The following is a 13,107-nucleotide window of genomic DNA, read 5'->3' on the forward strand; positions in this document are numbered from 1 at the left end:
AAAAAGAACCTTCCACTTTTGGAAGGTTCTTTTATTTTGTATTTTATTAACCGATATTCATAAATTCATCAATATCTTTGAAGTTTACAATCGTTTTATCTTCGCAGATATCGCGCATAATTTCTGAGGATTGATCCCAGTTTATTTCAACGACCGCACTATTAGTAAGTAGTTTTTGAATTGTTCCGACCATTTTATGCTCACGGAAAGTAAACCGTATTTCATCACCAACATCAGGGCGAATGGATTCCTTAATTCTATCAACTACTTCTAAAGCTTCTTCGTACGATACACCTAACAAATTTGCAATTCGTGAATTACTAGTACCTTTTCGTAACTGAGTTTCAATCATAGTCTTTGTTTCTTTAGAAATCTTTTTCGTCATTTGATGTCTCCTCACTTTATCAGCAAGAACCAAAACCTGCTATTTGTATCTATTATAGCATACTTTTCTCTTGAATGAGATTCACAAGCTTTCTGGCCAAACTGTCTTTACAAAATTCAGGTGAAAGAACTGGGTACCTAATGATAATTTTTTTCTTATGTCGCATCTCAAAAGAAAACATAAATGCTTTCCACTGGCAAAAAACGGCATGTCATTTTTCTTTTATTTATTTTGAAAATAGTATTGACTCTTCTCGAAATATATCGTACAATAATCAATGTTCTGGTTTAAAAATAATGTCTCAGTAGCTCAGCAGGATAGAGCATTCGCCTTCTAAGCGAACGGTCGGGGGTTCGAATCCCTCCTGAGACGTCTTAAGAAAGGTCCATCCATTTATTGGGTGGACCTTTTTTGTTATACTCTATTCAGTAAGTTCTTCACGTCATCAAAAAAGTATCTTTATGGGAGATGGGGAAATGAGCAATAGAAAGATAAGTCTGGATTTAGCGGTCACACTCGATGGTTTTATCGAAGGACAAAACGGTGAAATAGATTGGTGTATTTTGGATGACGAAATGGCATTTGGTGAATATTTGAATCAAATCGAAACCGTTATTATGGGTCGAAAAAGTTATGATGTGTATCGTGAGCTGGATGACACATCATTGGCTAAAAAAGAGATATTAGTTTTTTCACGTACACGCCATGGAGCGGAGTACTTAAGTGGAGCTATAAGTGAAAAAATGGCTGAGATTAAGGCACGTCCAGGAAAAGGGATTTGGTTATATGGAGGTTCAGAATTAATAACTGCATTTGTCAATGAAGGTTTAATAGACGAATATCGCTTATCCATTCATCCTGTCATTTTGGGAGCCGGGAAGCCCCTTTTTGTGGCAATTAAAAATCGAGTGGAATTGAAATTGGTTGAGACGAATGTTTATAAATCGGGAGTAGTACAACATATTTACAGGAATAAAGATTAAAACCGTTGGGTGAAATTTCTCAACGGTTTTTTGTCTATTCAGCGCGGAACCTATAAAAAACAATATTCTAAAACCACGTATTCGCGGGGTTAAATATTAAAAAAAAGTAAAGCTCGGATGGATTTTACAAATTTTCTTGACAAGTTTCAGAATTTTATTTATAGTTTGTAAGTCAAATGGTTTGAGTATCAAACTATTTGGTTATCGAACTAATTAAAAATACTTTTATTAAGGGGAGGCCTTTCTTTGAGTCATTCCATAGACCAAATCAATCATTATTTGGTTTCCATTTTTAACGAAGTACTGGATATTGAAGAGGAGGCATTGCAAGTAAGTAATTTTTCTGACATATCTATCAGCGAGATGCACACTATCGAAGCTATCGGTCTTTATGCAGAACATACGTCTTCTGAAGTTGCCAAAAAATTGAATATTACAGCTGGAACATTATCGGTTGCGATTCGAACACTGGTAAATAAAGGATATGTAGTCCGTCTAAGGAGAGAAGACGATCGGCGTGTCATCAGACTAGGATTATCAAAAAAAGGAAAACTTGTCTACCGACTTCATGATAAGTTTCATCGCGAAATGGTTAAAAGAACGATTGTAGGTATGGAAGATGAAGAGGTAGAAGTATTGCTAAAGGGTTTGAAAAATCTTCACAGTTTCTTATTTGAACTGGTTGAAAATATCGATAAACGGGATTGAGGCAATGGGAATTAAAATAACCACTACAGGTCACTATTTACCAGCATTCACTGTTTCAAATGATGATTTAGCTCAGTTTATGGATACAAGTGATGAGTGGATTCAGAAGCGAACCGGAATTAAAAGTCGTCACATATCAACCGGTGAAAATACTTCTGATTTAGCAAGTGAAGCTGCAAAGAGAATCTTGGCTAAACGGGGCATTTCTGCAGAAGAGTTGGATTTCATTATCCTTGCAACGATGACACCGGATTCCTTGACCCCTTCAACAGCTTGCGTAGTGCAGGATAAGATTGGTGCAGGAAATGCATTTTGCTTTGATGTGAGTGCAGCTTGCTCGGGATTTATATACGCACTTTCCACTGCTAGTCATCTTATGAAAAGTGGTAACTATAAAAAAGGACTTGTGCTAGGGGCAGAAACCATGTCCAAGGTCATTAACTGGCAAGACCGTTCAACAGCTGTTTTATTCGGTGATGGTGCGGGTGGTGTTTTATTGGAAGCAATGGATTCGGAAGAAGACTCATTCATTGCAGAAGATTTGCACTCCGATGGGACGCGTCACATGGCACTTGTTGCTGATCAAAAAAATACTCAAAATCCTTTTATTCCGAATAATGAGGAACAATCATATTATTTGGAAATGGATGGACGGGGAATCTTTGATTTTGCAATAAGAAGTGTACCGACCACAATCAATCATGTCATCGAAAAAGGCAAATTAAATAAAGAAGATATCTCATGGGTGGTTGCTCACCAAGCAAATAAAAGGCTGTTAGAAGCAATCAGTAAAAAGACCAAGATACCTTTCGAAAAATTTGGGTTGAACATTTCTGAAACAGGAAACACCTCAGCAGGAAGTATTCCAATCTTGCTGGACCAAATGATAGCATCAAAACAAATCCAACCAGGAGATAACATTCTCTTAACCGGGTTTGGTGGCGGCCTCACATGGGGTTCGCTAATAATAAAACTATAAAAAACAAAACTTTGGAGGAATTTATTATGACATTCGAAAAAATTCAAGCAATTATCGTGGACCAATTAGACAAAGATGAAGCAGAAGTAACATTGACAACAAACTTCCGTGAAGATTTAGATGCAGATAGCTTAGATTTATTCCAAATCATCAACGACATTGAAGATGAATTCGACATCAAAATCGAAAGCGACGAAGGCATCAACACAGTAGAAGATCTTGTTAAATACGTAGATACTCAATTAGCTTAATTCGAAAAAAGAAAGTGGGCACTTGTATGAAATCTGTTTTATGTGAAATGCTGGGAATTGAATATCCAATTATTCAAGGAGCCATGGCATGGGTTGCGGATGCTGATTTAGCGAGCGCTGTTTCTAACGCAGGAGGTCTCGGTTTAATTGGGACTGGGCATGATACAGTCGACATAGTAAATCATAAAATCGCTGATATAAAAGCAAAAACGGATAAGCCATTCGGCGTCAATATTATGTTGCTTAATCAAAATGTTGACGATGTTGTCGATGCGGTTTGTGCTTCTGGTGTTAAGGTCGTAACAACCGGTGCAGGTAGTCCAGGGAGATACATGGAGAAGTTTAAGGCTGCTGGAATCAAAGTTATTCCAGTAGTCGCTTCTGTAGCCCTTGCCCGCAGAATGGAAAAAGATGGTGCAGATGCAGTCATCGTAGAGGGTATGGAAGCAGGCGGTCATATTGGTAAAGCAACGACGATGGCGCTCCTTCCCCAAGTGGTTGATGCTGTTAATATTCCTGTAATCGCAGCCGGAGGAATTGGAGATGGCAGAGGGATGGCAGCTGCCTTTATGCTAGGCGCAGTTGGTATTCAGGTTGGTACGCGTTTTGTTGTGGCTCATGAATCCAATGCCCACCCAAACTTCAAAAATTCAATTCTTAAAGCTAAAGATATTGATACCGTTGTAACGGGACAAATCACAGGTCATCCTGTTCGAGTTTTACGGAATAAATTAACGCGAGAATACATGCAAATTGAAAAAGAAGAAACAAGTAAAGAGAATCCCGATTTAGAACGTTTAGCAAAAAAGGGTGCCGGTGCTTTGCGTCGAGCAGTTGTTGAAGGCGACAAAGATTACGGATCCATGATGGCTGGACAGATAGCCGGGATGATCAAAAAAGAAGAATCATGTAAAGAAATTATCACAGACTATATGACTGTTTGTGAAGATACCATTCGGAAACAAGCCGCATTATGGTCTGTTTGATAAACAGAGGTGAAATCGATGTCTTTGGCATTTGTATATAGTGGTCAAGGAGCCCAGTATACAGGAATGGGTAAGGAGCTCTATGATTCGTTTGAGATTGTAAGAAACGTTTTTGATGAAGCTTCAAAAGTTCTTGGATACGATGTAGCGGCATTATGTTTTGAAGAAAATGAGAAATTACATTTAACTGAATATACCCAGCCAGCTATCCTAACTGTTAGTTACGCAATTGATCAACTACTAGCATCAATTGGTATCCAGCCATCTATCGTTGCTGGATTAAGCCTCGGAGAATATACAGCACTGGTGAAAGCCAATGCTTTTTCTTTTAATGAGGGTATTTCGTTAGTTGCTAAGCGTGGTAAGTTCATGAGCGAGGCAGCTCCAGCTGGAACAGGAAAAATGGCAGCGGTTATGAATGCTGAGCGTAGTGTGATTGAAGCGGCATGTGAAGAAGCTTCAAAAACAGCATACGTGGCACCAGCTAATTACAATATGCCTACACAAATCGTTATAGGTGGCGAAGCGGTGGGTGTTGATAAAGCAGTGGCATTACTGGAAGAACAAGGCGTTCGCCGAATTATTCCTTTACAAGTGAGCGGACCGTTTCACACTGAACTGTTGGCTCCTGCAGCTGAAAAGCTGAAGGTAGAACTAGCGAAAATGACATTTAATGAACCTACTATTCCTCTAGTGGGCAATACTGAAGCTAAAGTAATGCATCAAGAAGAGATAGGTTCACTGTTAGAAAGACAAGTTAAGTCAGCGGTTAAATGGGAAGATTGCGTTAAAGAGATGATTGCGATGGGTGCTGATACCTTTATCGAGGTAGGTCCAGGAAAAACCCTTAGCAAATTTATCAAGAAAATCGACAAAACCGTAAAAGTATTAAATGTTGAAGATTTGAAGTCTTTCGAAGAAACAAAAACAACTATTAATGCTGAATAACCCAGGAGAAATGAGGAGCACAATTGGAATTAAAAGGTAAAACGGTTGTGGTAACAGGTAGTTCCCGTGGAATTGGCGAAGCAATAGCTGAAGAATTTGCAAAACAAGGTGCTAACATAGTTTTAAATGCCAGAAAAGCTGTTCCAGAAGAAATGTTGGAAAAGTTGCAATCTTATGGCGTACAAGTTGAAGCAATTCTTGGTGATGTAAGTGATTTTAATTCTGCAAAACATTTAATCGACCAAACAAAAGAAAGATTTGGCTCCGTGGATGTTTTGATCAATAACGCCGGAATCAATCGTGACAAGTTAGTTATGCGGATGGATGAGGAAGACTTTGACGCGACCTATGAGGTTAACTTAAAAGGGAGTTTCAATACTATCCGTCATGCTTTACCTCTAATGTTGAAACAAAGGGCAGGATCTATCATTAATATATCCAGTGTTGTCGGTGAAACAGGAAATGCTGGGCAAGCGAATTACGCAGCAAGCAAGGCTGGACTTATCGGTTTGACTAAGTCAGTTGCACGTGAAGCTGCCATGCGCGGTGTAACTTGTAATGCTATTACACCTGGTTTTATTGAGACTGATATGACCGCTGCTTTATCTGATAAAGTTCAAGAAGCAATGTTAGGACAAATCCCGTTGAAAAAATTCGGGAAATCAAAAGATATTGCTGAAACAGCAGTGTTTTTAAGCAAAAGTGAATATATTACTGGACAAACAATCCGCGTTAATGGCGGTATGTACATGTAAGGAGGAGACAAATGAATCGTGTAGTTATTACAGGTATGGGTGCAATCACGCCTCTTGGAAATACTGTTGAAGCATTCTGGGATGGATTAAAGAACGGCAAGAACGGAATTGCCCCAATCACTAAATTTGATGCCTCTGAAACAGGAATTACTGTCGCTGCAGAGGTTAAAGATTTTGATCCATCATTATTTATGGATCGTAAAGAATATAAACGAATGGATCTATATTCCCAATATGCAGTTGCAGCTTCTGTTCAAGCAGTTGAAGATGCAGGTCTTGAAGTAGACAAAATTGATGCAACGCGCTTTGGCGTTATTATCGGTTCTGGTATCGGTGGATTAAACGAAATGGAATCAGGCATCATCAAGATGCATAATAAAGGACCAAAACGTGTGCCACCAATGTTCGTACCCATGACGATTGGGAATATGGCTGCTGGTAATACTTCTATTAAAGTCGGTGCTAAAGGAATTTCTCTTGACATCGTAACAGCATGTGCTTCTGCAACCAATTCTATTGGTGAAGCTTATCGTAATATTAAACATGGTTATTCCGATGCTATTATTGCCGGAGGTTCAGAAGGTACGATTTGTGAAATTGGTATCGCTGGATTTGCTGCCCTAACAGCATTATCTCAAAGTACAGACCCAGATCGTGCATCCATACCATTTGACAAAGAACGTAATGGTTTTGTTATGGGTGAAGGTGCAGGAGTCTTGTTACTCGAGAGCCTTGAGCATGCACAAAAACGCGGCGCTAATATTTTGGCAGAAGTCGTTGGTTATGGCTCAAACTCTGATGCATACCATATGACGGCTCCAAGCGTTGATGGTAGTGGTGCAGGGGAAGCAATGAAAATGGCCATGCGCGAAGCAGGTGTTGAACCATCAGATATTGATTATATCAATGCACATGGAACAAGTACGCCAGCAAATGATTCGTCTGAAACAAAAGCAATTAAATATGCATTAGGCGAAGAATTGGCACATAAAGTAGCTATTTCAAGTTCTAAGAGTATGACAGGTCATTTATTAGGTGCCGCCGGTGGTATCGAATCGATTGCATGTGTTAAAGCCTTAATGAATGATTTCGTTCCACCAACAATCGGATTGAAAGAAAAAGATGAAGCATGCGACCTTGATTATATTGCTAATGTTGGACGTGAACAAGAAGTTCGCTATACATTGAACAATTCACTAGGTTTTGGTGGCCACAATGCGGTCTTATGCTTTAAAAAGTGGGAGGAAGCTTAGTGAATTACGAAAATATCAAAGAACTTATTTCTTTAATTGATGCTTCCTCATTAAAAGAAATGGAATACGCAAAAGATGGTGTTTTCTTGCGTTTATCCAAGAACGAGAACCAAGCAGTGGCTACCACTGTTGCAAAAACAGAGCGTGCGACTGAAGAACAAGTCGTAACATCTACTCCAACTATTCAAACAGAGGCTAGCCACATCGCGGAAGAAGCAGAAGGTAAAATCGTCAGTTCTCCAATCGTTGGGGTCGTTTACCTACAAGCGAACCCAGAATCAGCCCCGTATGTGGCTGTTGGGGATACAATCGAAGAAGGCCAAGTACTTTGTTTGGTTGAAGCCATGAAAATCATGAATGAAATTAATTCAGAATACCAAGGAAAAATTGCGGAAATTCTAGTTGAAAACGGACAAGTTGTTGAATACAACCAACCGCTATTTCGCGTTATCTAAAAAGGAGCTAATAACATGAGCGTATTAAATTCACAAGAAGTAATGGATCTTATTCCTAACCGTTATCCTATTTTCTTCATTGATAAAGTAGAAGAATTAATCCCAGGAGAAAAAGTAGTTGCAATTAAAAATGTAACGATTAATGAGCCATTTTTCCAAGGCCATTTCCCAGGCGAACCTGTAATGCCGGGCGTTCTGATTATTGAATCTTTGGCACAAGCTGGATCCATTCCTTTGTTGAAATTGGAACAATTCCAAGGTCAAACTGCTTACTTAGGTGGTTTGAATAAAATTAAATTCCGTCAAAAAGTTGTTCCTGGAGATGTACTACGCCTTCAAGTCGATATTGTCAAATTGAAATCCTATGCTGGAATTGGTTATGGACAAGCATTTGTAGGCGATAAAAAAGTTGCGGAAGCAGAAATGACATTTATTATTGGGAGATAAACGATGCTGAAAAAAGTTTTGATAGCAAATCGCGGTGAAATTGCCGTTCGAATTATACGGGCATGCCATGAAATGGGAATCCAGACGGTTGCTGTCTATTCTGAAGCAGATCGTGAGGCTTTGCATACACAACTGGCTACTGAAGCAATTTGTATTGGTCCTGCACGGGCGTCCGAGTCATACCTTGATATGACAAGTATTTTAAGCGCTGCTGTCGTTACCGGCGCACAAGCTATTCACCCAGGATTTGGCTTTTTATCAGAAAACAGTATCTTCGCAACGATGTGTGAAGAAATGAATATTGTTTTTATTGGTCCAAAAGCTGAGACTATCGACTTGATGGGGAATAAGTCTAATGCGCGCAATGCCATGATGGAAGCAAAAGTTCCAGTCATTCCTGGAAGTAAAGGATATATTAAAACCGTTGAAGAGGCAGAAATAAAAGCTAATGAGCTAGGCTATCCGGTTATCTTAAAAGCTGCCGCTGGTGGCGGTGGGAAAGGCATGCGGAAAATTTCTCAAGCATCTGAATTGGCAACCCTTTTCAGCCAAGCGAAAGCTGAAGCAAAAGCTGCTTTTGGTGATGACCGTATGTATCTCGAAAAAATAATCAGCCCAGCACGGCATATTGAAGTACAAATACTGGCAGATGAGTTCGGTAACGTCATTCATTTAGGCGAACGGGACTGTTCTTTACAAAGAAACCATCAAAAAGTATTGGAAGAATCTCCTTCCACTTATATTTCGGAAAAAACCCGAGCGGAAATGGGAGAGACTGCCGTTCGCGCAGCTAAATATGTTGATTATCGCAATGCCGGTACCATTGAATTTTTGGTAGACACAGACGAGAATTTTTACTTTATGGAAATGAATACACGTATTCAGGTGGAACACCCTGTAACTGAAATGGCTACAGGAATAGATATTGTAAAAGAGCAATTAAGAATCGCTAGTAGACTGCCACTTAGTATCAAGCAAGAAGATGTTCAAATTACTGGTCATACCATCGAATGTCGCATTAATGCTGAAAATCCTGCATTAGGTTTCCGTCCTTCATCCGGTACAGTAGAATATTTGTATTTACCAAGTGGCGGAAATGGATTACGTGTTGAGAGTGCCATGTATGGCGGATATACAATCCCTCCATTTTATGACTCTATGGTTGCGAAAATCATTACCAAAGGTGAAAATCGTGAAGAAGCTATTGCCAAAATGAAACGTGCTCTTCATGAACTCGTCATCGAGGGTGTGGACACAAACCGTGAATTCCAGCAAGCTATCTTAAGTGATGATAACTTCGTGTATGGTAATTTTGATACGGATTATCTACAAACTACGTTTTTACCAAATTGGCAACCATAAATAATAGAAGGTAAGAGGTGAGGAAATGAAACTATTTCGTAAACGTCCATATATACCTTTGGGACCTTCCTCAACCCAAGAAGAAGCAAACCAAAAACCAATTGTCCCGGAAGGCCTTTGGAAAAAATGTCCGAATTGCAGTAAGACGATTTATAGTAAAGATTTAGGGGCAGATAAAATGTGCCCGCATTGTCATTACAATTTCCGTATCCCTGCTTCGGAACGTATTGACTTGATAGTTGATGAAAAATCTTTTGAAGAATGGTACCAAGAGATGCCAACTGTAAATCCATTGAACTTTCCGGGTTACGATGATAAATTAGCAAAAACAAAAGAAAGTACTGGCACTAAAGAAGCTGTTATAGTAGGGAAAGCCAAGATTAAAGGCAATGACACAGTCCTATGTGTTATGGATTCAACCTTTTTTATGGGCAGTATGGGGACGGTTGTAGGTGAAAAACTGACGCGAGCGATTGAACAAGCTATTGCATTACAACTGCCTCTTATTATATTTACAGCTTCTGGTGGTGCTAGAATGCAAGAAGGGATCATGTCCCTTATGCAAATGGCAAAAGTTAGTGTGGCGGTATCGAACTTGCAAAAAGCAGGTTTACCGTACTTCACTGTTTTAACTGATCCAACTACCGGTGGAGTTACTGCCAGTTTTGCGATGCAAGGAGATATTATTCTTGCAGAACCAGGAGCTACAATAGGTTTTGCTGGCAAGCGGGTTATTGAGCAGACAATCAAAGCGACTGTTCCTGAAGGTTTTCAAACTGCAGAACATCTACTTAAAAAAGGTTTTATTGATCATATTATCCCAAGAAAACAGTTACGCGATAAGCTGGGATTTTTATTAGAGTTGCATTGCCCGCAGAAAGTGAGGGTTATGCATGAGTAAACGAGATGCTAATGAAATTGTAGAAAACGCACGGAGTATGGAGCGTTTAACTACCCAAGAACTAGCAGAAGGTATTTTCACCGATTTTTTTGAACTCCATGGTGATCGTAAATATGGGGATGATTCCGCTATTATCGGTGGTATCGCTACTCTAAACGGTATGCCCGTAACGGTTATCGGCACTCAAAAAGGCCGAGATTTAAAGGAAAATATCCATCGCAATTTTGGCTCTCCTAATCCTGAAGGTTACCGTAAATCAATCCGTTTGATGAAACAAGCTGAGCGCTTCAATCGTCCGGTTATCACTTTTATCAATACTTCTGGAGCGTATTGTGATATTGATTCTGAAGATAGAGGTATTGGAGAAGCGATAGCGGAAAGTCTATTGGTTATGTCACAGTTAAGCGTTCCTATCTTATCCATTTTTATTGGTGAAGGTGGAAGCGGCGGCGCTTTGGCATTGGGAATGGGTAATAAAGTATGGATGATGGAGAATACGATGTATTCAGTGCTCTCGCCAGAAGGTTTTGCGTCAATCTTATGGAAAGATGCATCACGGTCAAAAGAAGCAGCAGAAATCATGAAATTAACGCCAGACGATTTGTTGGAATTAACCGTTGTTGACAAAGTCATTTCGGAGACAAGACGTAAAGTTAAATTGACTAAATTCGAATTAATGAATCGTTTGCGTGAAGAGATAGAAGAAGGGTTGAAGGAAATGATGACCTGGGATGCAGAGTATGTTATCCAACAGCGTCAAGAGCGTTTCCGACAGTTCTAAAAAGAAAGTTTACCAATTCATTGCGATTGGTAAGCTTTTTTTGTTATGATTTGTTTGATATTCGAAAGGAGGGCGTATATGGATTCTTTTCCGTTCCCCAATAACTTTGAAGCGTATTTTCAAAAAGCAATGAATGAAATGGTAAATGGGAATTTTGAACAAACCATTATCTATATTAAAAAAGCACTAGACATCCAGATGGATGAGGAATTATTTAATGTCTGTTTAACGTTATTAAAAGATTTAAACCGTCTGGAGGAAGGTTTAGAGCTGATCAAACAACACAAAGCCTATTTATATGAATCTATTCGGGTTGAAAAAAATGATTTGATTTTTATTACTTTATTAATAGAAAGTGGAAGACTATCTGAAGCAAAAAAACAAATTAATCAACGATGGGCAAACTTTAAAAATAACCCAGATTACGCGCATATACAAAACATATTAGAGCAGTATCTTAATCAAGTTGAAACCAAGCAATTGCAGCAAAAGGAAGAAGGAATCGATAAGGTTCTAACGGAAAGCAAATCAATAATAAATAAACCTTATTATCTCCAGATGAATTTCGTTAAATCCATTCAAGTGTTATCAGACCAAGATATTTTGATAGCCACGAATGAATTATTGCGGAATCAATCCGTCCACCCCCTTATTAAAACAGAAGTTCTATCACTCTTAGTAGATAGGGGAATGACAGGTTCAATCGAATTGTATAAAGAAGGAGTGAAACAATCAGTAAAGTTGGCACAGCTTAAGCAGCCCAATGAAACTCCGTTTTATTTAGAAGGTATTTATTACATCGAGGGTCAGACTTTTAGAGATGAAATGGAAAAACAACGCCTTCAGGAAAATTTCTTCTTACATGTTCTGTATTATTACCCCTTTGAAACAGATATTTTCGGAAATCCGGATGCCTGGTTTACCGCTGTACGCTTTCCGGTAAAAAATTCCCGAGTGAGTGATTACGTGGAGAGGGCTGAAAAAGGTCTAGATTTATTGACGTAAAAGCGTTTCCAGACTATAATAAAATATATGGTGGCTTTGTGGTTTTCAAAATGAAGGAGGATCTCTCATGACTAATGGAATCGTTAAATGGTTTAGTAACGAAAAAGGATATGGTTTTATCGAGAGGTTGGATACTCAGGAAGATGTCTTCGTCCATTTTACCGGCATTAATCATGAAGGCTTTAAAACACTTAGTGAAGGGCAACTCGTAACCTTCAAAATAGCTGAAGGAGCACGCGGTCCTCAAGCGACTGATGTATATGTTAATGAGGATGAAAGGCCAGAATTAGAGGAAGATTCCACGAATTATGATTAGAATGTATATTGATGGGTCTGCAAATCCCAAAAAGAAAATATCTGGGATGGGCATTGTCATAATTGAATCAGGCAAACAGGTGCAATTAAGCGAAAAGTTGGAGACATACTTTGATAATCACGAAGCGGAGTTTATTGCACTCCAGTATGCGTTAGATTACTTATTAAGTATAAAAAAACAAAATGAGGTTATTTTCTGTCATTCAGACAGCAAGATGTTGGTGGACGCAATAGAAAAGAAATATAGTCGAAAAGAGAGTCATGTTCGACACCTTAGTGAAATTCTTCGTACTTTAAAACAATTTCCCCAATTTTACTTGAAATGGGTACCCGAAAAGGAAAATAAGGGGGCCGATAGACTGGCACGAAATGCGCTTAAATAGCTTCTTGCTCGAATTGTTAGAGGAAGATTAAAAAGGTGTTGACATCCTAACCATAGTCTAATATAATAATTTCATTGTTACATTCTAATATTGAAAAAATCAATGATAGAGAGAGTAAATTGGATTGTTTTATTTCAGCGAGTCAGGGTAGAGTGGAAGCCTGTCAATAAAAAACCAATTGAAACGCACTTTATCGATGAAGAGGTGAAC

The 13,107-nt window shown here is 38.9% G+C and carries 17 protein-coding genes, 1 tRNA gene and 1 other annotated feature (1 of these 19 running past the window's edge); of the genes, 17 read left to right on the forward strand and 1 reads right to left on the reverse strand.

Annotated features, from left to right (window positions below; genetic code table 11):
• Nucleotides 1–46: 46 nt before the first annotated feature.
• Entirely contained in the window at nucleotides 47–385 is a 339-nt protein-coding gene (locus tag ACTU7M_RS04010; protein ID WP_443473084.1) for a DUF2187 domain-containing protein, read from the reverse strand.
• 298 nt (nucleotides 386–683) lie between these two features.
• Here ACTU7M_RS04010 and ACTU7M_RS04015 point away from each other — a divergent pair.
• From ACTU7M_RS04015 to ACTU7M_RS04095, 17 genes are all read left to right on the forward strand, one after another.
• A tRNA-Arg gene (locus ACTU7M_RS04015) sits at nucleotides 684–757 on the forward strand.
• Nucleotides 758–861: 104 nt separating this feature from the next.
• A complete protein-coding gene (locus ACTU7M_RS04020; RefSeq protein WP_443473085.1) occupies nucleotides 862–1,368 on the forward strand; it encodes a dihydrofolate reductase family protein in 507 nt (168 codons plus the stop codon).
• Nucleotides 1,369–1,614: 246 nt separating this feature from the next.
• On the forward strand, nucleotides 1,615–2,076 hold the full coding sequence (locus ACTU7M_RS04025) for a MarR family winged helix-turn-helix transcriptional regulator (protein WP_443473086.1): 462 nt from the start codon (nucleotides 1,615–1,617) through the stop codon (nucleotides 2,074–2,076).
• A 4-nt stretch (nucleotides 2,077–2,080) separates the two neighbouring features.
• On the forward strand, nucleotides 2,081–3,055 hold the full coding sequence (locus tag ACTU7M_RS04030) for a beta-ketoacyl-ACP synthase III (protein ID WP_443473087.1): 975 nt from the start codon (nucleotides 2,081–2,083) through the stop codon (nucleotides 3,053–3,055).
• 26 nt (nucleotides 3,056–3,081) lie between these two features.
• Nucleotides 3,082–3,306 (forward strand): acyl carrier protein, encoded by a 225-nt coding sequence (locus ACTU7M_RS04035; protein ID WP_443473088.1) that lies wholly within the window; start codon nucleotides 3,082–3,084, stop codon nucleotides 3,304–3,306.
• A gap of 26 nt (nucleotides 3,307–3,332) precedes the next feature.
• On the forward strand, nucleotides 3,333–4,292 hold the full coding sequence (fabK, locus tag ACTU7M_RS04040; protein ID WP_443473089.1) for an enoyl-[acyl-carrier-protein] reductase FabK: 960 nt from the start codon (nucleotides 3,333–3,335) through the stop codon (nucleotides 4,290–4,292).
• 18 nt (nucleotides 4,293–4,310) lie between these two features.
• Nucleotides 4,311–5,240: an ACP S-malonyltransferase gene (fabD, locus tag ACTU7M_RS04045; RefSeq protein ID WP_443473090.1), complete on the forward strand. Its 930-nt coding sequence runs from the start codon at nucleotides 4,311–4,313 to the stop codon at nucleotides 5,238–5,240.
• A gap of 23 nt (nucleotides 5,241–5,263) precedes the next feature.
• Nucleotides 5,264–5,995: a 3-oxoacyl-[acyl-carrier-protein] reductase gene (fabG, locus tag ACTU7M_RS04050; protein WP_443473091.1), complete on the forward strand. Its 732-nt coding sequence runs from the start codon at nucleotides 5,264–5,266 to the stop codon at nucleotides 5,993–5,995.
• Nucleotides 5,996–6,006: 11 nt separating this feature from the next.
• Nucleotides 6,007–7,248, forward strand: coding sequence for a beta-ketoacyl-ACP synthase II (fabF, locus tag ACTU7M_RS04055; protein ID WP_443473092.1), 1,242 nt, complete (start codon nucleotides 6,007–6,009; stop codon nucleotides 7,246–7,248).
• Entirely contained in the window at nucleotides 7,248–7,703 is a 456-nt protein-coding gene (gene accB / locus ACTU7M_RS04060) for an acetyl-CoA carboxylase biotin carboxyl carrier protein (protein ID WP_443473093.1), read from the forward strand. The genes fabF and accB overlap by 1 nt, the downstream gene beginning before the upstream one ends.
• A 15-nt stretch (nucleotides 7,704–7,718) precedes the next feature.
• Entirely contained in the window at nucleotides 7,719–8,150 is a 432-nt protein-coding gene (fabZ, locus tag ACTU7M_RS04065; protein WP_443473094.1) for a 3-hydroxyacyl-ACP dehydratase FabZ, read from the forward strand.
• A gap of 3 nt (nucleotides 8,151–8,153) precedes the next feature.
• Nucleotides 8,154–9,512 carry an acetyl-CoA carboxylase biotin carboxylase subunit gene (locus ACTU7M_RS04070; protein ID WP_443473095.1) on the forward strand — a complete coding sequence of 453 codons (1,359 nt, stop codon included), beginning with the start codon at nucleotides 8,154–8,156 and terminating at the stop codon, nucleotides 9,510–9,512.
• Between the two features lie 25 nt (nucleotides 9,513–9,537).
• The gene (gene accD / locus ACTU7M_RS04075) at nucleotides 9,538–10,413 is read left to right on the forward strand and encodes an acetyl-CoA carboxylase, carboxyltransferase subunit beta (protein WP_443473096.1); all 876 of its coding nucleotides are present in this window, start codon (nucleotides 9,538–9,540) and stop codon (nucleotides 10,411–10,413) included.
• Nucleotides 10,406–11,194 carry an acetyl-CoA carboxylase carboxyl transferase subunit alpha gene (gene accA / locus ACTU7M_RS04080; protein WP_443473097.1) on the forward strand — a complete coding sequence of 263 codons (789 nt, stop codon included), beginning with the start codon at nucleotides 10,406–10,408 and terminating at the stop codon, nucleotides 11,192–11,194. Before accD ends, accA begins: the two co-directional genes overlap by 8 nt.
• A 78-nt stretch (nucleotides 11,195–11,272) precedes the next feature.
• Nucleotides 11,273–12,199, forward strand: coding sequence for a hypothetical protein (locus ACTU7M_RS04085; RefSeq protein WP_443473098.1), 927 nt, complete (start codon nucleotides 11,273–11,275; stop codon nucleotides 12,197–12,199).
• Between the two features lie 67 nt (nucleotides 12,200–12,266).
• Nucleotides 12,267–12,515, forward strand: a complete 249-nt coding sequence (locus tag ACTU7M_RS04090) for a cold-shock protein (RefSeq protein WP_443473099.1) — start codon at nucleotides 12,267–12,269, stop codon at nucleotides 12,513–12,515.
• Nucleotides 12,508–12,897, forward strand: coding sequence for a ribonuclease HI family protein (locus ACTU7M_RS04095; protein ID WP_443473100.1), 390 nt, complete (start codon nucleotides 12,508–12,510; stop codon nucleotides 12,895–12,897). The genes ACTU7M_RS04090 and ACTU7M_RS04095 overlap by 8 nt, the downstream gene beginning before the upstream one ends.
• Before the next feature lie 93 nt (nucleotides 12,898–12,990).
• Nucleotides 12,991–13,107: a binding site (T-box leader), on the forward strand; it runs 112 nt beyond the window's last position.

The organism is Jeotgalibaca sp. A122, from assembly GCF_052266715.1.
In the GTDB taxonomy this organism is placed as follows: domain Bacteria; phylum Bacillota; class Bacilli; order Lactobacillales; family Aerococcaceae; genus Jeotgalibaca.